General features: G+C 73.2%; 23 protein-coding genes. 15 read left to right on the top strand and 8 right to left on the bottom strand.

What is annotated here, in order from left to right; genetic code table 11:
• The first annotated feature begins 69 nt into the window (after positions 1-69).
• Together ACFYSC_RS01455 and ACFYSC_RS01460 are read left to right on the top strand one after the other, a co-directional pair.
• Entirely contained in the window at positions 70-681 is a 612-nt protein-coding gene (locus ACFYSC_RS01455) for a DUF3043 domain-containing protein (protein ID WP_389955066.1), read from the top strand.
• 100 nt (positions 682-781) lie between these two features.
• The gene (locus tag ACFYSC_RS01460) at positions 782-1,138 is read left to right on the top strand and encodes a hypothetical protein (protein ID WP_389955069.1); all 357 of its coding nucleotides are present in this window, start codon (positions 782-784) and stop codon (positions 1,136-1,138) included.
• On the opposite strand, the gene ACFYSC_RS01465 is transcribed toward ACFYSC_RS01460, so the two are convergent.
• The gene (locus ACFYSC_RS01465) at positions 1,097-1,237 is read right to left on the bottom strand and encodes a hypothetical protein (protein ID WP_389955072.1); all 141 of its coding nucleotides are present in this window, start codon (positions 1,235-1,237) and stop codon (positions 1,097-1,099) included. The genes ACFYSC_RS01460 and ACFYSC_RS01465 overlap by 42 nt on opposite strands.
• Before the next feature lie 70 nt (positions 1,238-1,307).
• Entirely contained in the window at positions 1,308-2,630 is a 1,323-nt protein-coding gene (locus ACFYSC_RS01470) for an SMI1/KNR4 family protein (RefSeq protein ID WP_389955074.1), read from the bottom strand.
• 55 nt (positions 2,631-2,685) lie between these two features.
• Between ACFYSC_RS01470 and ACFYSC_RS01475 the strand changes: the two genes are divergently transcribed.
• A complete protein-coding gene (locus tag ACFYSC_RS01475; RefSeq protein ID WP_362945655.1) occupies positions 2,686-3,684 on the top strand; it encodes an aldo/keto reductase family protein in 999 nt (332 codons plus the stop codon).
• 152 nt (positions 3,685-3,836) lie between these two features.
• Here the strand turns inward: ACFYSC_RS01475 and ACFYSC_RS01480 are convergent, their stop codons facing one another.
• Positions 3,837-4,043, bottom strand: a complete 207-nt coding sequence (locus ACFYSC_RS01480) for a hypothetical protein (protein ID WP_389955078.1) — start codon at positions 4,041-4,043, stop codon at positions 3,837-3,839.
• A gap of 112 nt (positions 4,044-4,155) precedes the next feature.
• On the opposite strand from ACFYSC_RS01480, the gene ACFYSC_RS01485 reads away from it, so the two are divergent.
• The gene (locus ACFYSC_RS01485; protein ID WP_389955080.1) at positions 4,156-5,331 is read left to right on the top strand and encodes a bifunctional adenosylcobinamide kinase/adenosylcobinamide-phosphate guanylyltransferase; all 1,176 of its coding nucleotides are present in this window, start codon (positions 4,156-4,158) and stop codon (positions 5,329-5,331) included.
• 199 nt (positions 5,332-5,530) lie between these two features.
• Positions 5,531-6,355, top strand: a complete 825-nt coding sequence (locus ACFYSC_RS01490) for an adenosylcobinamide-GDP ribazoletransferase (protein ID WP_389955083.1) — start codon at positions 5,531-5,533, stop codon at positions 6,353-6,355.
• Positions 6,356-6,366: 11 nt separating this feature from the next.
• Here the strand turns inward: ACFYSC_RS01490 and ACFYSC_RS01495 are convergent, their stop codons facing one another.
• From ACFYSC_RS01495 to ACFYSC_RS01505, 3 genes are all read right to left on the bottom strand, one after another.
• Positions 6,367-7,287, bottom strand: coding sequence for a CPBP family intramembrane glutamic endopeptidase (locus ACFYSC_RS01495; protein ID WP_389955085.1), 921 nt, complete (start codon positions 7,285-7,287; stop codon positions 6,367-6,369).
• Positions 7,288-7,528: 241 nt separating this feature from the next.
• The gene (locus ACFYSC_RS01500; protein ID WP_389955088.1) at positions 7,529-8,506 is read right to left on the bottom strand and encodes a hypothetical protein; all 978 of its coding nucleotides are present in this window, start codon (positions 8,504-8,506) and stop codon (positions 7,529-7,531) included.
• A complete protein-coding gene (locus ACFYSC_RS01505; RefSeq protein WP_179818577.1) occupies positions 8,503-8,850 on the bottom strand; it encodes a GntR family transcriptional regulator in 348 nt (115 codons plus the stop codon). Before ACFYSC_RS01505 ends, ACFYSC_RS01500 begins: the two co-directional genes overlap by 4 nt.
• Positions 8,851-8,978: 128 nt before the next feature.
• Between ACFYSC_RS01505 and ACFYSC_RS01510 the strand changes: the two genes are divergently transcribed.
• The 9 genes from ACFYSC_RS01510 (at position 8,979) to ACFYSC_RS01550 (ending at position 18,997) form a co-directional block, all read left to right on the top strand.
• A complete protein-coding gene (locus ACFYSC_RS01510; RefSeq protein ID WP_389955092.1) occupies positions 8,979-10,466 on the top strand; it encodes a leucyl aminopeptidase in 1,488 nt (495 codons plus the stop codon).
• 218 nt (positions 10,467-10,684) lie between these two features.
• Complete coding sequence (lpdA, locus tag ACFYSC_RS01515; protein ID WP_389955095.1) at positions 10,685-12,064, top strand: dihydrolipoyl dehydrogenase; 1,380 nt, start codon at positions 10,685-10,687, stop codon at positions 12,062-12,064.
• Positions 12,065-12,103: 39 nt separating this feature from the next.
• Positions 12,104-13,573, top strand: a complete 1,470-nt coding sequence (sucB, locus tag ACFYSC_RS01520) for a 2-oxoglutarate dehydrogenase, E2 component, dihydrolipoamide succinyltransferase (protein ID WP_389955098.1) — start codon at positions 12,104-12,106, stop codon at positions 13,571-13,573.
• Positions 13,574-13,750: 177 nt separating this feature from the next.
• Complete coding sequence (locus ACFYSC_RS01525) at positions 13,751-14,644, top strand: TIGR01777 family oxidoreductase (protein ID WP_389955101.1); 894 nt, start codon at positions 13,751-13,753, stop codon at positions 14,642-14,644.
• 66 nt (positions 14,645-14,710) lie between these two features.
• Positions 14,711-15,448, top strand: a complete 738-nt coding sequence (locus ACFYSC_RS01530) for a peptidase E (protein WP_362940449.1) — start codon at positions 14,711-14,713, stop codon at positions 15,446-15,448.
• Positions 15,449-15,476: 28 nt separating this feature from the next.
• Complete coding sequence (lipB, locus tag ACFYSC_RS01535; RefSeq protein ID WP_389955105.1) at positions 15,477-16,154, top strand: lipoyl(octanoyl) transferase LipB; 678 nt, start codon at positions 15,477-15,479, stop codon at positions 16,152-16,154.
• A gap of 226 nt (positions 16,155-16,380) precedes the next feature.
• A complete protein-coding gene (gene lipA, locus ACFYSC_RS01540; RefSeq protein WP_362940455.1) occupies positions 16,381-17,310 on the top strand; it encodes a lipoyl synthase in 930 nt (309 codons plus the stop codon).
• 165 nt (positions 17,311-17,475) lie between these two features.
• A complete protein-coding gene (locus tag ACFYSC_RS01545) occupies positions 17,476-18,156 on the top strand; it encodes a DUF4191 domain-containing protein (RefSeq protein ID WP_362940458.1) in 681 nt (226 codons plus the stop codon).
• Positions 18,157-18,166: 10 nt separating this feature from the next.
• Positions 18,167-18,997, top strand: coding sequence for a class I SAM-dependent methyltransferase (locus ACFYSC_RS01550; RefSeq protein ID WP_389955109.1), 831 nt, complete (start codon positions 18,167-18,169; stop codon positions 18,995-18,997).
• A gap of 17 nt (positions 18,998-19,014) precedes the next feature.
• On the opposite strand, the gene ACFYSC_RS01555 is transcribed toward ACFYSC_RS01550, so the two are convergent.
• On the bottom strand, positions 19,015-19,476 hold the full coding sequence (locus tag ACFYSC_RS01555; RefSeq protein ID WP_389955111.1) for an RDD family protein: 462 nt from the start codon (positions 19,474-19,476) through the stop codon (positions 19,015-19,017).
• Between the two features lie 261 nt (positions 19,477-19,737).
• Between ACFYSC_RS01555 and glnA the strand changes: the two genes are divergently transcribed.
• Positions 19,738-21,162, top strand: a complete 1,425-nt coding sequence (gene glnA, locus ACFYSC_RS01560; RefSeq protein WP_362940467.1) for a type I glutamate--ammonia ligase — start codon at positions 19,738-19,740, stop codon at positions 21,160-21,162.
• A 475-nt stretch (positions 21,163-21,637) separates the two neighbouring features.
• On the opposite strand, the gene ACFYSC_RS01565 is transcribed toward glnA, so the two are convergent.
• Positions 21,638-22,249, bottom strand: a complete 612-nt coding sequence (locus tag ACFYSC_RS01565) for a hypothetical protein (RefSeq protein WP_389955115.1) — start codon at positions 22,247-22,249, stop codon at positions 21,638-21,640.
• Between the last annotated feature and the right edge of the window lie 86 nt (positions 22,250-22,335).

The following is a 22,335-nucleotide window of genomic DNA, read 5'->3' on the forward strand; positions in this document are numbered from 1 at the left end:
CCACCTAGGTTCACCCTACGCATAACGTACGGGGGCGTCACTAAGTTGCAGTCCCGGTAGGCTGGCGATGTGTTCCGACGTACCCAGACCACCGCGGACGACTCCCCCGCCTCCGCCTCCGATCCTAAGCCTGCGGGCAAGGGGCGTCCCACACCCAAGCGCCGCGACGCCGAGGGCCGCCGCCGCCAGCCGGTGACCGCCCCCAAGGACCGCAAAGAGGCCTACCGCCAGCTCCGCGAGCGCCAGGCCAAGGAGCGCGTCAGGGCGCGCGAGGGCATGCTGCGCGGCGAGGAGCGTTACCTCCCCGCACGCGACCAGGGCCCGGTCCGCAAGTTCGCCCGCGACTGGGTCGACTCCCGCCGCCTCGTCAGCCAGTACTTCCTGCCGTTCATGGTGGTGGTCCTGCTGATCACCTGGATCCCCTTCCCGGACCAGGACTTCCGCACCGCCGTCAACATCGCCGTCGTCACGATCGGCTGGCCGATCATGATGGTCGGCGTGGTGCTGGCCTCGGTCTGGGTGGCCTGGCGGGTCAAGAAGCTCGCGGCGGAGAAGTACCCCGGCGAGAACGTCCGGGGTGTCGGCTTCTACGCCGCCATGCGCGCGCTGCAGATCCGCAAGCTGCGCTTCCCGCCGCCCACCGTCCTTCCCGGCGGCAGGCCCGTCCCGCCGAAGAAGTAGTGCCCCGGGGGCGACGGTCCCTCCCCGGAAGCCGGTACCCGTGGCCCCGCCCTCCTCATCCGGGACACCGTTGGCGAAGTAGATCAAAAGCAGCGGCCCCATGATCACATCCGTGATCGTCCTGTCCGGCATGCCGGGTGAGGAGCCGCCCACCGACGACGAGGGCATGGCGCGGTACGCCGCGACGCTCACCGCGCCGCAGATCGCCGAGGTCGTGCGGTCGGCGGTGCCGCTGAGCGCGCCGGTGCGGATGCGCTACCCGGCCAGCGTGCGGCGGCGCTACGAGCGGCTGCGGCGCTTCCCCGACGGCTACCTCGTGATGGCCGACGCCCTGTGCAGCTTCAACCCCGTCTACGGGCAGGGGATGACGGTCGCCGCGCTTGAGGCGCTGCTGCTGCGCCGCCTGCTTCGTGGATCATCTGAGCCGGAGCGGCAGGCAGGCGATGGTCACGGCTGATCGGTGGTGGGCGGCGAGCCTGTCGTAGCAGGCCGCGATGCCCTTGAAGTGCCTGGGCCGGTTGAAGCAGCGTTCGACGACGTTGCCCCCGGTGAGCACGAATGCCAGGGGCAGGCCCGCGCCGTACCCGCTCCGAGCGGTCCGGTACGGCGCCTCGGCGGCCCGCCGCTCAGCTGTCCGGCACGTCCCAGTGGAGCTCGCCGTCGGCCACCGCGGGCTCCCAGTACCCGACGGTCCCGCCCGTCTCCAGGGCGTCGGCGGTGGCCTTCAGCAGCGCGTGGTAGGAGCGGACCGGGACGCCCGCGGGCTCGAAGTCCAGCCGCCCCTCGTGGTCGTGCTCCCCGATGTCGCGCAGCAGCGAGTCGGCCACCAGGTGGTTGCCGAGGCCGTCGTCGCCGAACGGGATCATCCGCCCGTCCCACCACTCCGACCGCGGATCCGCGATGTCGTCGGTGCCGTCGACCTCGCACAGCGTGCGCCAGGTGTCGCGGATCTCCCGCACGCTCATCAGGTTGTTACCCAGCAGCCCGAAGGCCCAGGGCCGCCCCGCCACCGTGACGGTGCCGTCGTGCCGCAGCAGGGAGGCCCGCAGGTCATCGGGGAACCGCAGGCCCATCTGCGCCTCGGCGACCGCGATGGTCCGTGCCCGGCCGGGCCCCGCGAGGGTCGCGTAGGTCTTCGGCGCGTTGCTCCGCAGCCACCGCTCGATCCGCGCCCACTGCCGGTTCACCGCCCGGGTGACCCGGGGCGGCACGGTCCGCACGCGGGGCCGGGTGATCTCGGGGTGGCAGTCGGCGTCGGGGGCGCCGCCTTGGTTCCCGTACGGCCCGCCCGTCCCATCCGGCTCGTCCCGCCCGGCCTGATCGGCCTGATCGGTCGGGGAGCCGGTCTCCGCGGGGTACGGGTCTCCCGACGCCTCGGCGCGGACCGCCAGGTCGTCTTCCAGCAGGCCCGTTTCCTCCAGGGTGTGCAGGGACGACTCCCCCACGACCGTGCAGGTGAGGATGGCACCCCAGCCGGGCTCACAGTCCGGCGGGTAGGGGACGTCGGAGACACGGTCCTCTGCGGACACCGCCCTCGACCCGGCTCCCCCCGAGAAGACGTTGCTCTCCAGTGCCTGCGCTCCGGCCGCCAGCAGGACCAGCGCCGCGGCCACGGCGCCCCAGCGGGTCAGGCGGCGCCGGACCGGGCCGTCGAGGGGGCGGCGCGGCGGCCGTTCCGCGGTCAGGAAACGGGGCAGGCGGGTGCCGGCCCCGTAGCGCCTCAGGTCGTCGGCGGTGGGGACGCCGAGGACCGGGACGGGAGGCCACCGCCCCTCGGGCCTCGTCCCGGGTTCCGGCGCGGGAGGGGAGGCGGGGACGGGGACCGGTCGCGGGCCCGCGGCGGGGGCGGCCGGACGGCCCCGCAGACGCATGATCACCACGACGATCACCGCCGCCGCGGCGGCCGCGAGGCCGAGCCGTACCCATCGAGAAGTGATCAAGCGCAGCACGCCGGGCAGAGTATCCCGAATCAGTCGGTCAGATGGCACCTACTAGTGTCGGCGTATGGAATTTCGGCATCTCGGCCGCAGCGGTCTGATGGTCAGCGAGATCAGCTACGGCAACTGGATCACCCATGGCTCCCAGGTCGAGGAGGACGCCGCCAAGGCGTGTGTGCAGGCGGCGCTCGACGAGGGGATCACCACTTTCGACACCGCCGACGTCTACGCCGGCACCAAGGCGGAGGAGGTTCTGGGCCGCGCCCTGAAGGGCGTCCGCCGCGAGTCCCTGGAGATCTTCACCAAGGTCTTCTGGCCCACCGGCCCCGGCCCGAACGACCGTGGTCTGTCCCGCAAGCACATCACCGAGTCCATCAACGGCTCGCTGCGCCGCCTGCAGACCGACTACGTGGACCTTTACCAGGCCCACCGCTTCGACAACGAGACGCCGCTCGAGGAGACCCTCAAGACCTTCGACGACCTCGTACGGCAGGGCAAGGTCCTCTACGTCGGCGTCAGCGAGTGGACCGCCGAGCAGATCGGCCGGGCCCTGAAGATCGCCGACGAGATGGGCTTCGACCGCCTGGTCTCCAACCAGCCGCAGTACTCGATGCTGTGGCGGGTCATCGAGTCAGAGGTCGTCCCCCTCTGCGAGAAGGAGGGTCTCAGCCAGGTCGTCTGGTCGCCGATCGCGCAGGGCGTGCTCACCGGCAAGTATCTTCCGGGTCAGCCGCCGCCGGCCGGCTCCCGGGCCACCGACGCGAGCGGCGGCAACTTCATCTCCCGGATGCTGACCGACGACGTGCTCACCCGCGTCCAGGAGCTGAAGCCGATCGCCGGCGACCTGGGGCTGAGCATGGCCCAGCTCGCGGTGGCGTGGGTGCTGCAGAACCCGAACGTGGCCTCCGCCATCATCGGCGCGACCAAGCCCGAGCAGGTGCGTGACAACGTCAAGGCGTCCGGTGTGAAGCTGGACGCCGAGGTGCTGAAGAAGATCGACGACATCCTCGACCCGATCGTCGAGCGGGACCCGGCCAAGACCGTCAGCCCCGCGAAGCGCCCGTAACCGCCGCGGCCGCACCCCGCCTTCCCCGTCTTCTCATGAAGAGAGCGTTCTCGTGGAAGGCGGGGTGCGGTCGTCCGGGAGGCGCCCCCGACCATCCGGTCATCCGGGCACGCCGCCGGGCCACCGGCCGTGGCGGCTGTGACGGCCTCGGCTCAGGCCGGGCGCAGTGACATCCGCGCGTACTCCACGCGGTCGCCCTCCATGAGGCTGACGCTCTCTACGCCCGCCTCCAGCAGCTCCCGCCACGTCTCGCCGAGCCACGACTCCGCGTCCGCCTGACTGGTGAACGTCTCGGACGGCACGGCCTCCACGGTCACCGGATCGCCGTTCGCGTCCTCGTAACGCCAGTACCACGTCATGTCCCGCGCTCCTTCCGCCGATGCCGCAGGCGCCCTTTCGACCGCTCAGCGAACCCTACCTCGCCGGTCGTCCCCCGGCATGATCGCGGGGCCGCGCCCGTACGCTGGGGCGGTGAAAGTCCTGATCTCCGGTACGGCGCGCGGCGGAGGATGGCCCGTCCCGGGCTGCGGGTGCGCCTCGTGCGCCCGCCTCTCCCCCGGTCACCGCCGCCCCACCGAGGTCGTCGTCTCCGCGGCCGCCGGCACCGTACGGCTGCCGCTCGTGGACGGCGGCCCGCTCCCGCCGGGGTACCGGGTCGCGGCCACCGCCGACGGGCTCGTCCTCGTCGCCCCCGGCGGCGGACGGATCCTCGACGCGACGGCCTCCCCCGCCTCGTCCCCCGCGCCTTCCGCACCGGTCTCCGGTCTCCGGGAGGCCCCGGACGACGAGCCCGGAGCCCGCTGCGACCTGGTGCTGATGGACGTGCTGGACCGGCCGGAACGGCTCGGGGACATGCGGCGGCGGGGCGTGGCGGACGAGCGGACGCGCGTGGTGGCCGTGAACGTGGACCACCGGGTGCCGACGGAGGCCGAGCTCGCCCGGCGGACCGCGCTGTGGGGGGTGCTGGCCGTACCGGACGGGACGGTCCTCGACCTCGCCGGACCCGCGCCCGCCCGTGCCCCGCGGCCGCCGCGGACCCTGCTGCTGGGCGGGGCGCGGTCGGGCAAGTCGGCCGAGGCCGAGCTGCGGCTGGCGGCCGAACCCGAGGTCCTCTACGTGGCGACCGGGCCGTCCGGCGACGGCGACGCCGAGTGGGCCCGCCGCGTGCGGGCCCACCGCGACCGCAGGCCCGCCCACTGGGACACGGCCGAGACGATCGACCTCGCCGGCCTGCTGCGGACCCCGGGACCGTCCCTGCTCGTCGACGGACTCGGCACCTGGGTGGCCGCGGTCTTCGACGAGTGCGACGCCTGGCCGGACGCCCCGGAGAGCCCGGACGGCGCGGACGGCGCGGACGGCGCGGACGGCGCGGACGGTAGGGCCGGCGCGGACGGCCTGGGCGGCGCGGACGGGCTGGGCGGCCTGGAGGCGGTCTCCGCCCGGTGCGACGAGCTGGTCGCCGCCTGGCGGCGGACCCGCCGCCGGGTGGTGGCCGTCTCCGACGAGACCGGCCTGGGCGTGGTGCCCGCCACGGCCGGCGGCCGGATGTTCCGCGACGTCCTCGGCCGGCTGAACCAGCGACTGGCCCTGGAGTCGGAGGAGGTGGCCCTCGTGGTGGCCGGCCGCCTCCTCCCCCTGCCCGTCTGACCCCTCCTCCCGCCCGTCCGGCCCTGTCCCCCGTGGTCCCCCGCGCCCTCGTCCGGCTCTGTCCCTCCCCCCTGCCCGTCCGCCCCCTCGGCCCGGTGAGCCTCCAGCGGTCACCGTCCGGCTCGGCGGTCCACCCGTGTCGCGGTCCCCGGTCGCCCGCCGACGGACGGCGGATGACGGGCGGCTACGATCGGCGGTCATGTCCGCAGGCCCCTCCCCGCCCCGCCCGTCCACGTTCGCCGACGGGCTCCGCCTGGCGGTCGGCACGCTGAGCGTCCTGCCGGTCCGGTCGCCGGAGGTGGTCGACCGCCGGGCCGCCGGGGTCGCGATGACGGCCGCGCCGTTCGTGGGCGCGCTGCTCGGGGCGGTCGGCGCGGCCGTGCTCGGGGCGGCGCTGTGGGCGGGGATCTCGCCGCTTCCGGCCTCGGTTCTGGCCGTGGGCTCCCTGGCGCTGCTGACCCGGGGCCTGCACCTGGACGGCCTGGCCGATCTCGCCGACGGCCTGGGCAGCGGCAGGCCCGCGGACCGCGCGCTGGAGATCATGAAGCGGTCCGACATCGGCCCGTTCGGCGTCGTGACGCTGGTCCTCACCCTGCTGCTCCAGGTGGCGGCGCTGGAGGAGGCGGCCTCGGCGGGGCTGGGGCCGGTCTCACTGGTGACGGCCTGCGCGGCGGGACGGCTGGCGCTCACCTGGGCCTGCCTGCCGTCCGTCCCGCCGGCCCGCCCGGACGGCCTCGGCGCGACGGTCGCGGGAACCGTACGGCGCGGCGCCGCGCTCGCGGTGACGGCTCCGGTGCTCGCCGGGGTGACGGCCCTGGCGTACGGCGTCGCGGGGCGGGGGCCGTACGCCGTGCCCTGGGGGTTCGCGGCGGCCGTGCTCATCGGGCTGCTCGCCGCCCGGGCGCTGCGGCGCAGGGCCGTGCGGCGGCTGGGCGGGGTCACCGGCGACGTGCTCGGCGCGCTCGTGGAGGTCGCGGCGACCGCCGCGCTGCTGGTGTGCGCGGTGATCGCCGGGAACCGCTGACCCGGGGTGGCTCAGCCGGCGGCCGGGGCGGGCGGGGTGACCGGGCGGAACCGGAACAGCGCGGCGGTCAGTACGGCGATCAGAGCCGAGCCGACCAGGCCGGTGATCCCGGCGACGGCCAGGTGGGGCGGCGCGGCGACGTCGCCGACCAGCATGATGAGGCCGCCCGAGCCGTTCAGCGACGCGTGGCCGATGACCGCCGGCCAGATGCTGCCGGAGCGCAGGCGCAGCCAGCCGAGCAGGGCGCCGAAGGCCACGCAGAAGACGACGAACATGGGCGCGGCCCACGCTCCGAGCTCGGGGTAGTTGTAGCCGCGCAGTGTGAGCGGGGCGTGCCAGGCGCCCCAGATCACCCCGGAGACCAGCAGCGCCCGCCAGGTGCCCATCGGCATGAGCCTGGGCAGGAGCCAGCCGCGCCAGCCCCACTCCTCGCCGAAGGTGGCGATCGAGTTGATCAGCGGGGCGATCAGGAAGATCAAGACGACCTGGCTGAGCGCCGTGATCGTGGGGTCGAGCGCGACCTGTCCCTGACCGGTGCGGGGCAGGCCCTGGCGGAACAGGCTGAGACCGTACAGGTCGACGGAGAGCAGCCCGAAGGCTGCGCTCAGCGCGATCGCCGCGGCGACGAGGACGGGGATGCCGAACCAGGCCGCCGCGAGCAGCCCCAGGGTGCGGCCCCGGCGCTCGCCGAGGGTGAGGCCGGTGCGGCGGGCCCACTCGCGGGCGGAGGTCCCGGGCTCCCCGCGGCTCCTGCCGTACAGCCACACGGCCAGGACCCCGAATGTGGGGGTGAACATCATCACGAGGCCGGCCACGGTGAAGATCGGGGAGCCGATGGGGGCGTCGGCCAGCCAGATGGGCAGCGCGGCCAGCCAGGACAGGGCGAACGCGGTGATCAGGAACAGTGGGAGGTCTGCGGACCGGCGTGGCATGACATCGCCTTTCGGGATTCTCGCGGGGAGGCTTCCGTGACTTTCGCGGAGGAGGGAGGCCCGGCCCGTCCACCGGCGCGGTCCGGGCCGCGGAACCGGTCGAGGGGCCGGGGAGTGTGCCGTCGAAGGCCGTCAAGGGACGGGGGTCCGACCGGGGAGTCGGGACGGGTACCGGGGAACGGGAGGGAGATCCGGGGCGGCGCGGGAAACGTCTCCGTCGGGGCCGCGCCGTCCCGGCGGGTCACGCGGCGGCCGTCTCGGCGGCGTAGGCGTTCAGCAGGGCCGCGGCGCGCTCGGCGTCGTCGACGGAGACGATGAGCCGCCCGCCGTCGGCCCGCCGGACGACCAGGCACTCGCCGCCGCGCACCATGACCGCGAGCCGCCCGGTGCCGGGCAGGCCCCGCACGCCCCAGCCGCCGACCTCCAGGGGGTTGTGCCGCTCGGCGGCGGCCCACGCGATCTTCTCGGTGGGGACCCGGAAGGCGGGCCAGGAGAACGGGCCGAAGCCGACCCGCAGCCCGTCCGGGCTGACACGGACGCGGATGTCACTCACCAGGGACACGATCAGCGCCAGGGGCAGCAGCGGCAGCAGGACGGCCCAGACGGCCTCCCCGACCGGCGTCCCCAGGACGAGGAATCCGACGGAGATCACGCCCGCCAGCAGCATCGCCATCGACAGGCTCAGCATCCAGGGGTTGGTGGCACGGCCCGCCCAGACCGCCCGCTGCCCCGGCCGCAGCCGCATGGTCGGCGCGTCCTCGGGCCCGACCGGCCGATCGGGCCCGCCCCGGCCGAGGAAGCCGCTGAGCGCTCCGGCTGCGATGGCCGCGCCGAGCACGGCGGGGATCATCCAGCCGGGCAGCGCGGCCTGCCGCCAGTCGGCGGCGTCGAGGTTGGCGAGGAGGATGGAGCCCGACACGCCCAGCGCGAACACCGACCCGCCGAACAGGAAGCCCCACCAGGCGGCCCGCCCGCCCTGGCGCTCCAGCACCCCGCCGTGCGCGGCCGCGACGATCAGGAGCACCCAGGCGACGCCCCAGATGATCAGGCTCGGCACGAGGCTCGTGTCGAAGGACATCGCGCTGTCGGGGCCGGCCGAGTCCCAGTGCGTGGCGAGGGGGTCGGGCAGGCGGTCGCGCAGCGCGAGGGGGCCGGCGACCAGGGCCGCGCAGACGAGCGTGCCCCAGACGAGCGCGACGGTGACGGCGGTCCGTTTCATGAAAGCTCCCGGATGATGTGGATGACCTCTTCGGGGCCGTAGCCGTACCTGTCGGCCTCGGCGAGCAGCTCGCGCGCCGCCTCCTGCAGCGCCGCGCGCGCGTCGGGCCTGCTGAGCACGCTGACGCCGCGCCCGCGGCGGAACTCCAGCAGCCCCTCGTCCCGCAGCTCGCGCAGTGCCCGCAGGACCGTGTTGACGTTGATCCCGAGCGCGCCCGCCAGATCCCGGGCGGGCGGGAGCCGGTCGCCCGGGGCGTAGGAGCCCTCGGCGATGGCCCGCCGGATCGATCCGGCCACTTGGTCGTGCAGGGGGCGGGGATCATTCAAGTCCAAAGTGAGCAGCATGGTGATATCTACAGTAGCACCATGGCCTTGATGGTGCTAACCATGATGGTTTCATCCGGGCTCCCGCCGATTCGTAGGACGAACCCGCGTTTACGCGTTGCTCCCAAGCACGACTAGCATCGGGCGACGTGACCACTGTGCGGCTGAACTCAACTGACAACGCTGTCTCGTTTGATACCGATGCCCTGGTCGTCGGCGTCCACAGCAGCCCCGACGGTCCCGTCCCCGCTCCGGGGGCCGAGGGCCTCGACGACGCGCTCGGCGGCCGGCTGGCCGCGACCCTCGGCGCCATGGGCGTCAAGGGCAAGGCGGGCGAGATCGCGAAGGTTCCGACCTTCGGCGCGCTGAGCGCCCCCCTCCTGGTCGTCGCCGGCCTCGGCGACGCCCCCGAGGGCGACCACGACCCCGAGGCGCTGCGCCGCGCCGCCGGCGCCGCGACCCGCGCGCTGGCCGGGACCGCCCGGGTCGCGCTCGCCCTGCCCGCCGCCGACGCCGGGCGGGCCGGGGCCGTCGCGCTGGGCGCCCTGCTCGGCGCGTACTCCTTCACCAAGTACCGGACCGACGGCGAGCCGGTCGCCCCGGTCGGCGAGCTGACCGTGCTGAGCCGCGCCGAGGACGCCCAGGCCGCGGTCGACCGCGCCGTCACCGTGGCCGGGTCGGTCTCCCTCGTCCGTGACCTGGTCAACACCCCGCCCTCCGACCTGTGGCCGGCCCGCTTCGCCGAGATCGCCCAGGAGATCGGCTCGCAGGCGGGCCTGTCGGTGGAGGTCCTCGACGAGAAGGAGCTCAAGGAGGCCGGGTTCGGCGGCATCGTCGCCGTCGGCCAGGGCTCGGCCAACCCGCCGCGTCTGGTCCGCCTCGCCTACAGCCACCCCGAGGCCGCAAAGCGGGTCGCCTTCGTCGGCAAGGGCATCACCTTCGACTCCGGCGGCCTGTCCCTCAAGCCCACCACCTCGATGGACTGGATGAAGTCCGACATGGGCGGCGCGGGTGCGGTCTTCGGCGCGCTCGTCGCGATCGCCGGGCTCGGCCTGAAGGTCAACGCGGTCGGCTACCTGTGCCTCGCGGAGAACATGCCGAGCGGCACCGCCCAGCGCCCCTCCGACGTCTTCACCAGCTACGCCGGCAAGACCGTCGAGGTCCTCGACACCGACGCCGAGGGCCGCCTGGTCCTGATCGACGGCATCGCCCGCGCCGCCGAGGACGAGCCCGACGTGATCGTGGACGTCGCCACGCTCACCGGCGCCCAGATCGTGGCGCTCGGCTGGCGTACGGCCGGCGTCATGGCCAACGACGACGAGCTGCGCGCGACCGTCGTCGAGGTCGCCGGCGAGCAGGGCGAGGCCGCCTGGGGCATGCCCCTGCCGGAGGAGCTCCGCAAGGGCCTGGACTCCCCCGTCGCCGACATCGCCAACCTGCACCCCGAGCGCTTCGGCGGGATGCTGACCGCGGCCATCTTCCTGCGGGAGTTCGTGCCCGCCGGGGTGAGCTGGGCGCACATCGACATGGCCGGTCCCGCCTTCAACAAGGGCGAGCCGCACGGTTACACCCCCAAGGGCGGCACCGGGGCGATCACCCGGACCCTCGTGGGCATCGCCGAGCGCTACGCGGGCTGACCGGTCCACCCCGCCCCGGGCGGCGTCCCCGAGCGGGCGGCGCGCGGGGCGGACAAATGAAAAGATGCGGTCGCCGGGGCCCGGCCGACGGGCCGGTCCCGGCGCGAGCGGCGATCCGCACCCCGCGGGGCGGACACGCGCGGCGCACCCGCGCCGTTCGCGGGGCGGGCCGGGCGCGACCGTGAAGACGGTATTTCGATCCGACAAGGAGCTTTCCTGTGGCTGATGGCAGCGGCCCCTACGACATCGTCGTCCTGGGGGGCGGCAGCGGGGGGTATGCCTGCGCTCTGCGGGCCGCCGAGCTGGGCAAGAGCGTCGCGCTGATCGAGAAGGACAAGATCGGCGGCACCTGCCTGCACCGGGGGTGCATCCCCACCAAGACCCTCCTGCACTCGGCGGAAGTGGCCGACGAGACCCGGGAGAGCGCGGCGTTCGGCGTCCGGGCCCGTTTCGAGGGCATCGACATGGACGGCGTCCACGCGTTCAAGGACAAGATCGTCAACCGCGCCTGGAAGGGCGTGCAGGGCCTGCTCAAGAGCAAGGGCATCACGATCGTCGAGGGTGAGGGCCGTCTGGCGGGCCCGAACCGCGTGGCCGTCGGCTCGGAGGTCTACGAGGGCCGCAACATCGTGCTCGCCACCGGCTCGGCGCCCCGGACGCTGCCCGGCCTGGAGATCGACGGCGAGCGGGTCATCACCAGCGAGCACGCCCTCCGGCTGGACCGCGTGCCGAGCTCGGTGGTCGTCCTGGGCGGCGGCGTCATCGGCGTGGAGTTCGCCAGCGTCTGGCGTTCCTTCGGCGCCGAGGTGACGATCGTCGAGGGGCTGCCGCACCTGCTGCCCCTGGAGGAGGAGTCCAGCTCCAAGCTTCTGGAGCGGGCCTTCCGCCGCCGCGGCATCAAGCAGGAGCTCGGCGTCTTCTTCGAGAGCGTCAAGACCACCGACACCGGCGTGGTCGTCACGCTCGCCGGCGGCAAGACCCTCGACGCCGAGCTGCTGCTCGTCGCCGTCGGCCGCGGCGCCGTCTCCTCGGGCATGGGCTTCGAGGAGGCCGGGATCGCGATCGAGCGCGGCACCGTCGTGGTGAACGAGTACTGCCAGACCAGCGTGCCGGGCGTCTACGCGGTGGGCGACCTCATCCCCACCCTGCAGCTCGCCCATGCCGGTTTCGCCGAGGGCATCCTGGTGGCCGAGCACATCGCCGGGCTGAACCCGGTGCCGATCGACTACGACGGCGTGCCGCGCATCACCTACTCCGACCCCGAGGTCGCCTCGGTCGGCATCACCTCCGCCCAGGCCCGGGAGCGCGGCCACGAGATCGTGGAGTTCACCTACGACCTCGCGGGCAACCCCAAGAGCCAGATCCTGCAGACGCAGGGCGCGGTCAAGATCATCAGCGAGAAGGACGGCCCGGTGCTCGGCGTGCACATGGTCGGCCGCCGCGTCGGCGAGCTGGTGACGGAAGGTCAGCTGATCTACAACTGGGAGGCCCTGCCCTCCGAGGTCGCGCAGCTGATCCACGCCCACCCCACCCAGTCCGAGGCAGTCGGCGAGGCCATGCTGGCCCTGGCCGGCAAGCCGCTGCACGTCCACAACTAACCACCGGCCCTCGCTCGGAAGACACGAGAGAAGACACCAATGCCGAAGTCCGTACAGATGCCCCAGCTCGGCGAGAGCGTCACCGAGGGCACCGTCACCCGCTGGCTGAAGAAGGAAGGCGAGCGCGTCGAGGCCGACGAGCCGCTCCTCGAAGTCTCGACCGACAAGGTCGACACCGAGATCCCCTCCCCTGCTTCGGGCGTCCTCAGCAAGATCGTCGTCGCTGAGGACGAGACCGTCGAGGTCGGCGCCGAGCTGGCGATCATCGACGAGGGCGGCACGGCCGCCGCGGCCCCGGCCGAGGAGGCCGCCCCGGCCGCCGAGCCGGAGCCGCAGCCCGAGCCCGAGCCCGAGCCGGCCCAGCCGATCTCGTCGATCCCGCAGCCCGCCCCGCAGCAGGCGCCCGCCCCGGCCCCGCAGCCGCAGGCCCAGGCTCCCGCCCCGGCGCCCACGCCGGCTCCGGCCCCCGCGCCGCAGGCCCCGGCCCCGGCCCCGCAGCAGGCTCCCGCCGCACAGGCGCAGCAGGCTCCGGCCGGTGAGAGCCCGTACGTCACCCCGCTGGTGCGCAAGCTCGCCAGTGAGCACAACGTCGACCTGGAGTCGCTGAACGGCACCGGCGTCGGCGGCCGCATCCGCAAGCAGGACGTCCTGGAGGCGGCCCGCAGCCAGCGCGAGCAGGCCCAGGCCGCCCCGGCTCCCGCGCCGCAGGCCGCCGCCCCGCAGGCGCAGCAGCCTCAGCAGGCCGCCGCCCCGGCTCCCGAGCCGGTCGTGGTGGACACCACGCTGCGCGGCCGTACCGAGAAGATGTCGCGGCTGCGCCAGACCATCGCCAAGCGCATGGTGGAGTCGCTGCAGGTCTCGGCGCAGCTCACCACCGTGGTCGAGGTCGACGTCACCAAGATCGCGCGGCTGCGCGACCGGGCGAAGGCCGAGTTCCAGCGGCGCGAGGGCGTGAAGCTGTCGTTCATGCCGTTCTTCGCCCTCGCCACCGTCGAGGCGCTCAAGCAGCACCCGAAGCTGAACGCCACGATCAACAGCGAGACCAACGAGGTCACCTACTTCGACGCCGAGCACCTGGCCTTCGCGACCGACACCGAGCGCGGCCTGATCGTCCCGGTGATCAAGGACGCCGGTGACCTCAACATCGCGGGCCTGGCCCGCAAGATCGCCGACCTGGCCGAGCGCACCCGCACCAACAAGGTGAGCCCGGACGAGCTGACCGGCGGCACGTTCACGCTGACCAACACCGGCAGCCGCGGCGCGCTGTTCGACACGCCGATCCTCAACCAGCCGCAGGTCGGCATGCTGGGCACCGGCGCGGTCGTCAAGCGCCCGGTCGTCGTGGACACCCCCGAGGGCGAGGTCATCGCCGTCCGCTCGATGGTGTACCTCGGGCTCAGCTATGACCACCGCCTGGTCGACGGCGCCGACGCCGCCCGTTTCCTGACGACGATCAAGCGTCGCCTGGAGGAGGGCCGGTTCGAGAACCAGCTGGGCCTGAACGCCTAGTCCGCCGCTTCCCGGTTCCGGGCCGGTCCGCGTCTCGCGGGCCGGCCCGGTCCGTTTCCCGGGGGACCCCGGCGGCCCGCCGGGGTCACGGTCACCGCGCCGGCAGGCCGCGCCCGGGTGAATCCGGCGGCCTCCGCCTCCCGAAGACCGGAGGGGAGGTCGATTACATTGGACGATATGACGATCATCGTGACCGGCTCGTCGGGCCTGCTGGGATCCGCCCTGGTTCGCTCCCTGCGCGCCGACGGCACGCGGGTGGTCGCACTCGTACGGCGGGCGCCGCGAGGCCCGGACGAGGCGTTCTGGGACCCGGCGGGGGGCACTCTCGATCCGGCCGTGCTGGAGGGCGCCCGGGCCGTGGTCCACCTCGCCGGGGCGGGCATCGGCGACCGGCGCTGGAACGAGGAGTACAAGCGCGAGATCGTCCGCAGCCGGGTGGAGGGGACCGCGACCGTCGCCCGGGCCCTGGCGGAGCTGCCGGCCGCTCCGGCGCTGCTGTCGGCCTCGGCGACCGGCTTCTACGGCGACACCGGCGACCGCGAGGTGGACGAGACGTCCCCGGCGGGCTCCGGCTTCCTCGCCCGGGACGTGGTGGTGCCCTGGGAGGCCGCCACCCGGCCCGCCGCCGAGGCGGGCGTCCGGGTGGCGCTGCTGCGCACCGGGCTGGTGCTGAGCCGCGACGGGGGTCTGCTGGCCAGGATCCTGCCCCTCTTCCGCTCCGGGATGGGCGCCCCGCTGGGGTCGGGCCGGCAGTACATGTCGTGGATCTCCCTCGACGACTGGGTGGGGGCCGTGCGACGCGTCCTGGACGATCCGGGGATGTCGGGGCCGGTCAACCTCACCGCGCCGGAGCCGGTGACCAACGAGCGGTTCACCAGGGAGCTCGGGCAGGCCGTGCACCGGCCGACGATGCCGGTGGCCGTACCCGGTTTCATGCTGCGCGCCGTCCTCGGGGAGTTCGCCGAGGAGGGCGTGCTGATCGGCCAGCGGGTGCTGCCGCGGCGGCTGCTGGAGGCGGGCCACGCCTTCCGGCATATCCGCCTCGACGACGCGCTCGCCGCCGTACTCTAAGGTCCGTTTCCCCGGGGGCCGTCTCCCCGGGGCCCCTTTCCGCCGAAGTCACCTGGAGATCGACATATGGGCAGGTCCGGGCAGTCGCACATCCTCGCCATCGGAGGCGGGTCCTTCCGTCAGACCGAGCGTCACGGTTTCATCGAGGCGAGCCCGCTGCTGCGCTACGCCCTCGACCTGACCGGGCAGGACCGCCCCAGGCTGGGCCTGCTGGCCACCGCCACGGGTGACGACGCCGACTGGCTGCTGAAGATGTACGGCGCGTTCCGCGACTGGGACGTCGAGGTCAGCCACCTGACCGTGTTCCCGATGCCCAACGTCGCCGACCCGCGCGAGTGGATCCTCAGCCAGGACGCGATCTATGTCAGCGGCGGCAGCGTGGCCAACCTCGCGGCGCTGTGGCGGCTGCACGGTCTGGACGAGGCGTTCGCCGAGGCGTGGCGGGCGGGCGTGGTGCTGTCCGGGCAGAGCGCCGGCGCGCTCTGCTGGCACGTGGGCGGCAACACCGACTCCTTCGGCCCCGAGCTCCGGGCGTGGTCCGACGGTCTCGGGCTGCTCCCCTACTCCTGCGGCGTGCACTACGACTCCGACCCGCAGCGCCGCGAGCTGCTGCACCGGTCGGTGGCCTCGGGAGAGCTGCCGGGCGGTTTCGCCGCCGACGAGGGCGTCGGGCTGCACTACGTCGGCACCGAGTTCATCCAGGCCGTCACCGTCTCCCCGAACGGCTACGCCTACCGGGTCGAGCACGACGGCGCCGGCGGGGTCAAAGAGCTCCGCGTCGAGCCCCGGCTTCTCACCGCATGAGCGGGGCCGGGTCAACTACTCTTGGTACGTGAGTGACCTGGCGATAGTCCGTCTCGGTGTCGATTTCCCCTACGAACAGGCATGGGATCTTCAGCGGCGGCTCCACGCCCGCCGGGTGGCCGATGAGATCCCCGACACCTGCCTGCTGCTCGAACACGCGCCGGTCTACACGGCCGGCAAGCGCACCGCCCCCGGCGAACGGCCCGCGGACGGCACCCCGGTCATCGACGTCGACCGGGGCGGCCGGATCACCTGGCACGGTCCCGGCCAGCTCGTCGGCTACCCCATCGTCAGGCTCGGCGGGCCGCTCGACGTCGCCTCCTACGTCCGGCTGCTGGAGGAGACCCTGCTCGGCGTCTGCGCCGACTTCGGGGTGCCCGCCGTACCGGTGCCCGGGCGCAGCGGCGCCTGGGTGGCCGGCGACCCCTCGCACGGCCTGCCGGACCGCCGGGTCGGCGCGGTGGGCATCCGGGTGTCGCGGGGCGTGACGATGCACGGGTTCTCGCTCGACTGCGCCAACGACCCGAGCTGGTACAACCGGATCGTCCCGTGCGGGATCAGCGACGCCGGGGTCTCCTCGCTGTCCGCCGAGACCGGCCGCCGGATCGTGGTGGACGAGGTCACACCGTACGCCGAGAAGCGCCTGGCGGAGACGCTCGGCGCGCGCGCCTTCGAGCTGTTCGAGGAGGATCTCTTCCGCCCCTAGGCTCCCGGGCGTGCCGGGGGCGGCCCGTGAGGCCCCCGGACCGGGACGGGATCCGAGGGCGCGGCCCACCGGGCGGACACGGCGGGCGGGGCGGGCCGCCGGACGGGCGCGGTGAGGGGGCCGCCGGGCGCGCGTGGCGGGCGGGTCACCGGGCGGACGTGGCGGCGCAGGTCGCCGCGGGGTGCCGGGTGCGTCCGTTGTCCGCCGGGGACATAAGCTGAATGACGTGACCGTTGCTCCTGAAGGCCGAAAGCTCCTCCGCCTGGAGGTTCGCAACAGCCAGACCCCCATCGAGCGCAAGCCCCCGTGGATCAAGACCCGGATGAAGACGGGCCCTGAGTACACCGAGCTGAAGTCGCTGGTGAGACGCGAGGGTCTGCACACGGTTTGCGAAGAGGCCGGCTGTCCTAACATCTACGAGTGCTGGGAGGACCGCGAGGCCACGTTCCTCATCGGCGGCGACCAGTGCACGCGGCGCTGCGACTTCTGCCAGATCGACACCGGCAAACCCGCCGAGTACGACACCGACGAGCCGCGCAGGGTCGCCGAGTCGGTCCAGCAGATGGGCCTGCGCTACGCCACCGTGACCGGCGTCGCCCGCGACGACCTGCCCGACGGCGGCGCGTGGCTGTACGCCGAGACCGCCCGGCGGATCCACGCGATGGTGCCCGGCTGCGGCGTCGAGCTGCTGGTGCCCGATTTCAACGGCGACCAGGCCCAGCTGGAGGAGGTCTTCTCCGCCCGGCCCGAGGTGTTCGCCCACAACATCGAGACCGTGCCGCGGATCTTCAAGCGCATCCGTCCCGCGTTCCGCTACGAGCGATCCCTGGAAGTGATCACCAAGGCCCGGCGTGCCGGTCTGGTGACCAAGTCCAACCTGATCCTCGGCATGGGCGAGGAGCGCGAGGAGGTCCTGCAGGCCATGCGCGACCTCCACGAGGCCGGGTGCGACCTGCTGACCGTCACCCAGTACCTCCGTCCCACCCCGCGCCACCACCCGGTGGACCGCTGGGTGAAGCCGGAGGAGTTCGTCGAGCTGCAGAAGGAGGCCGAGGCCATCGGCTTCGCCGGGGTCCTGTCCGGCCCGCTGGTCCGCTCCTCCTACCGCGCCGGCCGCCTGTACCAGCAGGCCATCGAGGCCCGTCAGCACGCCTGAGGCCGCCGTACGGCCCGCCGTACGCCCGGGTGTGCCCGGCCACACCGCACGGCCCGCCGTGCGTCCGCGTCGCCGCGTCCGCGGCGGCGCGGACGGGGGCCGGATCGGTCCACGGTCAGGTCACGTTTTCATCTCTTGCCCACTCGATTTGTATCCTTCATGACTATGGCGAAGAAGCCCGAAGACCAAGAGCGCCCGGGGCGCGTCAAGCAGCTCCGCATGATCGCTCAGATCATCAAGCAGGCCAACCCCAAGGGGATGCCGATCGTCTACGCGTCGGCGCTCGGCACGCTTGTGCTGTTCGTCGTGCTCGGGCTGGTCACGGGCTGGCTGCTGTACCTCATCCTCATCGGGGTGATGGCCGCCCTCATCGTCGGGCTGGTCGTCTTCGGCCAGCTCGCCCAGCGGGCGCAGTACTCCATGCTGCAGGGCCAGCCGGGCGCGGCCGCGGCGGTCCTGCAGAGCATGCGCGGCAACTGGGAGGTGACCCCGGCCGTCGCGGTCAACCGCGACCAGGACATCGTGCACCGCGCGGTCGGCTACCCCGGCATCGTCCTGATCTCCGAGGGACCGGGCACGCGGGTGCAGCGGATGCTCGTCGCGGAGAAGAAGCGCGTCCAGCGGGTCGCGCTCGACGTCCCGGTCTACGACATCCAGTCCGGTGACGGCGAGGGGCAGATCCCGATCGCCAAGCTGCAGCGGCACCTGATGAAGCTGCCGCGCAACCTCAAGAAGCCCGCCGTCTACGAGGTCAACAACCGGCTGAAGGCGCTCCCGCAGACGCTGCCGATGCCCAAGGGCCCGCTGCCGCGCGGCGGCCGGATGCCCCGCCCGAAGATGCGCTGACGGCGGGCCGATGGACCTCGCAGGGGTGGCGCGGCGCCGGGTGGACGCCGCCGGCACCTCCCGGGCCAACCGCGGCTGGTGGGACTCCGCCGCCGACGACTACCAGGCCGAGCACGGCGGGTTCCTGCGCGACGCGGGCTTCGTCTGGTGCCCGGAGGGCCTGGACGAGGCCGACGCGCGCCTGCTGGGCGACGTCGCTGGCAGGGACGTCCTGGAGATCGGCTGCGGCGCCGGGCAGTGCGGCCGGTGGCTGGCCGCTCAGGGCGCCAGGGTCGCCGCCTTCGATCTGTCCTTCCGCCAGCTCCAGCACTCCCGCCGGATCGACCTGACCGGCGATGACGGCGACGGTGACCCCGGCGACGGCGGCGAGCCGCTGCCGGTGGTCCAGGCCGACGCCGAGGCCATGCCGTTCGCCGACGAGTCGTTCGACCTGGCGTGCTCGGCGTACGGCGCGCTGCCGTTCGTGGCCGACGCCGGGGCGGTGCTCCGCGAGGCCCGCCGGGTGCTGCGACCCGGGGGACGCCTGGTCTTCTCGGTCAGCCACCCGGTCCGCTGGGCCTTCCCCGACGACCCGGGCCCGCGCGGCCTGACCGCCGACCGGTCCTACTTCGACCGCTCCCCCTACGTGGAGGTCGGCGAGGACGGGCGGCCGTCCTACGTCGAGCACCACCGCACGATGGCCGACTGGGTCGGGCACGTCGTCGCCTCAGGGCTGGTCCTGGAGGGCCTGGTGGAGCCGGAGTGGCCGGACGGCCACGAGCGCGAGTGGGGAGGCTGGAGCCCGCTGCGCGGCCGCCACCTGCCGGGGACCGCGATCTTCAGCTGCGCCCGGCCCGCCTGACCGCGCGCCGTACCCTTTCAGGTGCGCACGACCACGGTGCCGGCCGCGCGGTCGTGCAGGCCACGCTGGTCGCGGTCCCAGATCAGGGCCGGTACGGCCAGGCAGAGCAGCACGGTCCGCACCACCACGGGGAGGAAGGGCGGCCGCCCGCCGCCGAGCGTGGCGACCCGGATGTTGAGCAGGCGCATGCCGAGGGTCATGCCGGTGGTGCCGACCAGGAGGATGTACTCGGCCGCCAGGACCAGGAGCGGGACCCAGCTCCCCCGGACGGGGTCGATCCGCAGCAGCCCCTGGGTGATGGCCCAGGCGCAGATCAGCCAGTCGATCACCAGCGCGCCGAGCCTGCGTCCGAACCCGGCGACCGATCCGGCGCCGTGCTCGGGCAGACCGAGCCGCTCCCCCGGGTAACCGAGGTCGACGCCCGCCGACCGGACGCCGCCGAGCCACGTCTGGGTCCAGCGGGGTTGCCTGCTGTTCATGGCCCAACGGTATCCGCCCGCGCCGCCGCCCCCGAATCCGCCCGCGCCGGTTACCGGGACCGTACGGGTGGGGGTGGACGGGAGGCGGCGACGGGACGTGAAACTCCGGCAAAGGTCAACGCATCCGCGCAACCGGGCGTATCCGGGCGGCTACCGTGGACGGAGGCCGTGCTTAACACGAGTGAAACAGTCGAGACACGGGGCAGTAACGGCACAGTCCTACCTTCGGCACTGTCAGCCCGTGTCCCTTGGGAGGTTCGCGTGTTCAACTCCGCCGACGACGTCCTGAATTTCATCAGGGACGAAGGCGTGCAGTTCGTCGACGTCAGGTTCACCGACCTGCCGGGGACGACGCATCACTTCACCTTCCCCGCGGAGAACTTCGGGGCCGGCGTCTTCACCGACGGTCTGATGTTCGACGGCTCGTCCATCCGCGGCTTCCAGGCCATCCACGAGTCGGACATGCTGCTGCTGCCCGACCCGTCCACCGCGGTCCTGGACCCCTTCCGGCAGCACAAGACGCTCAACATCAACTTCTTCGTGCACGACCCGCTGACGGGTGAGGCCTACAGCCGCGACCCGCGCAACGTGGCCCGCAAGGCGGAGGAGTATCTCAAGGGCACCGGCATCGCCGACACGGTCTACTTCGGTCCCGAGGCCGAGTTCTACATCTTCGACGACGTGCGGTTCGAGACGAGCGCCCACTCGAGCTTCTACCACATCGACTCCATCGAGGGCGCCTGGAACACCGGCAAGGCCCAGGACGGCGGCAACCTCGGCTACAAGCCGCGTTTCAAGGGCGGCTACTTCCCGGTGCCTCCGATGGACCACTTCACCGACCTGCGCTCGGAGATGGTGCGCCGCCTCATCGACGCCGGCGTCGAGGTGGAGATGCAGCACCACGAGGTCGGCACCGCCGGCCAGGCGGAGATCGACTTCCGCTTCGACACGCTGCTCAAGGCCGCCGACACGATGATGCTGTACAAGTACATCGTCAAGAGCACGGCGCAGGAGTACGGCCACACGGTCACGTTCATGCCCAAGCCGATCTTCGGGGACAACGGCTCCGGCATGCACTGCCACCAGTCGCTGTGGAAGGACGGCGAGCCGCTGTTCTACGACGAGGTGGGCTACGCCGGCCTGTCGGACACCGCCCGCTACTACATCGGCGGCCTGCTCAAGCACGCCCCGTCGCTGCTGGCCTTCACCAACCCGACGATCAACTCCTACCACCGCCTGGTCCCGGGCTACGAGGCCCCGGTCAACCTGGTCTACTCGCAGCGCAACCGCTCGGCGTGCATCCGCATCCCGATCACCGGGTCCAACCCCAAGGCCAAGCGCATCGAGTTCCGGGTGCCGGACCCGTCCTGCAACCCGTACTTCGCCTTCGCCGCCCAGCTCATGGCCGGCATCGACGGCATCCGCAACAAGATCGAGCCGGTCGAGCCGGTCGACAAGGACCTGTACGAGCTTCCGCCGGAGGAGGCCCGTGACATCCCGCAGGTGCCGGGGTCGCTGCCGGAGGTGCTGGCCGCGCTGGAGGCCGACCACGAGTACCTGCTGGAGGGCGGCGTGTTCACGCCGGACCTGATCGAGACCTGGATCGCCTACAAGCGCGAGAACGAGATCGACCCGCTGCGCCTGCGCCCGCACCCGCACGAGTTCGAGCTCTACTACGACGTCTGAGCCCCTGAGCCTTCGGCCCGCGTGAACACCGGCGGTCAAGCCGCCAGGGCACGCACAGGGCACTCATGCCTCCCGCGGAAGGCCGTCGACCGTCCCGCCATCGAGGGCACGCTCGACGGCCTTCCGCATGCGCTCCTCCCCCGACGGCATGAAGTGCGTGCGGGTCAGCAGCGTGAACCCGGGGCCCTCGTGGCCGGGGAACGCGGACGGCCCTGACCTGGCTACCCATGATCGAGGTGTTTTCCCAGGCGCATGATCAGGCACCTGAGATCACCCGGATCTACGGGGGCAGGGCGTGCTCAGGGCACACGCCGCGCAAGGCGATGAGAACCTGTGAACGGTGAAAGTGCTGCTCACAGGCATGATGAGACGGCTGTCGCAGGTCAGGGCGGATAGCCGGTCGGATCTACGACGTCTGGCCGGTCGCGGGGCTCGGGGCCCCGCGCGAGGCCCCGGCGGGCGGACCGCCGGGGCGTCAGCGGGCACCCGCCCTGCGCCGCCGGTAGGCCACGACGGCCACGGCCAGCAGCGGCCCCCAGGCGGCCAGGGGCGCGTAGCACACGACCAGGATCGGCAGCCCCGGCCCGCCGGGGGCGAGCAGCGGGTGGTCCGCCGGCGTCGTCACGAGCCTGTTCACCATGACGACGCCCAGCAGCGTCGCCAGCACCGTGCCCGTCCAGGCGGGGATGAGCACGGCGCGCGGCGGCAGCGTCCGCCCGCCGAGCCGGGGAACCCACCGGGGGACGACCTCCCCCCACGGGCGGATGAGCCCGAGCGCCAGCAGGGCGAAGCCCTCGGACAGGACGCACAGGGAGAGGATGTATGCCTTCTCGCCCGTCCCCATCTCCTCGGCCACGTAGCGCTCGACGCCCTCGCTCAGGCCGAGCGGGAACCCCGTCAGCATGGCGACGCGCCACAGGGTGGACGGCAGCGGCGCCAGCACCGACAGGTGGGTGACCCACCGCGCCCAGCGCTGCACCTGCCCGGAACGGACCTCACGGACCGCACGGACCTCGGGGCCCTCCGCCCGCCGGGCGGGCGCGCGGTGCTCTCCGGGGTGGACGGGGCGGGTGTCGTTCGGTGTCATGCATTCGATCCTGGCGGCGCGGCGCGGGCCGTACCTCGGCCGCGAGGACGGTTCCCGTCCTGCTCCCCGGGGAGCACGCTACCTCC

It is taken from the genome of Streptosporangium sp. NPDC004379, assembly GCF_042873875.1.
In the GTDB taxonomy this organism is placed as follows: domain Bacteria; phylum Actinomycetota; class Actinomycetes; order Streptosporangiales; family Streptosporangiaceae; genus Streptosporangium.

Coding starts and splice junctions, on each gene's coding strand:
- ACFYSC_RS01460 (WP_389955069.1), top strand. CDS start 782: ATGATCACATCCGTGATCGTCCTGTCCGGCATGCCGGGTGAGGAGCCG.
- ACFYSC_RS01475 (WP_362945655.1), top strand. CDS start 2,686: ATGGAATTTCGGCATCTCGGCCGCAGCGGTCTGATGGTCAGCGAGATC.
- ACFYSC_RS01480 (WP_389955078.1), bottom strand. CDS start 4,043: ATGACGTGGTACTGGCGTTACGAGGACGCGAACGGCGATCCGGTGACC.
- ACFYSC_RS01490 (WP_389955083.1), top strand. CDS start 5,531: ATGTCCGCAGGCCCCTCCCCGCCCCGCCCGTCCACGTTCGCCGACGGG.
- ACFYSC_RS01495 (WP_389955085.1), bottom strand. CDS start 7,287: ATGCCACGCCGGTCCGCAGACCTCCCACTGTTCCTGATCACCGCGTTC.
- ACFYSC_RS01500 (WP_389955088.1), bottom strand. CDS start 8,506: ATGAAACGGACCGCCGTCACCGTCGCGCTCGTCTGGGGCACGCTCGTC.
- ACFYSC_RS01505 (WP_179818577.1), bottom strand. CDS start 8,850: ATGCTGCTCACTTTGGACTTGAATGATCCCCGCCCCCTGCACGACCAA.
- sucB (WP_389955098.1), top strand. CDS start 12,104: ATGCCGAAGTCCGTACAGATGCCCCAGCTCGGCGAGAGCGTCACCGAG.
- ACFYSC_RS01525 (WP_389955101.1), top strand. CDS start 13,751: ATGACGATCATCGTGACCGGCTCGTCGGGCCTGCTGGGATCCGCCCTG.
- ACFYSC_RS01530 (WP_362940449.1), top strand. CDS start 14,711: ATGGGCAGGTCCGGGCAGTCGCACATCCTCGCCATCGGAGGCGGGTCC.
- ACFYSC_RS01545 (WP_362940458.1), top strand. CDS start 17,476: ATGGCGAAGAAGCCCGAAGACCAAGAGCGCCCGGGGCGCGTCAAGCAG.
- ACFYSC_RS01550 (WP_389955109.1), top strand. CDS start 18,167: ATGGACCTCGCAGGGGTGGCGCGGCGCCGGGTGGACGCCGCCGGCACC.
- ACFYSC_RS01555 (WP_389955111.1), bottom strand. CDS start 19,476: ATGAACAGCAGGCAACCCCGCTGGACCCAGACGTGGCTCGGCGGCGTC.
- ACFYSC_RS01565 (WP_389955115.1), bottom strand. CDS start 22,249: ATGACACCGAACGACACCCGCCCCGTCCACCCCGGAGAGCACCGCGCG.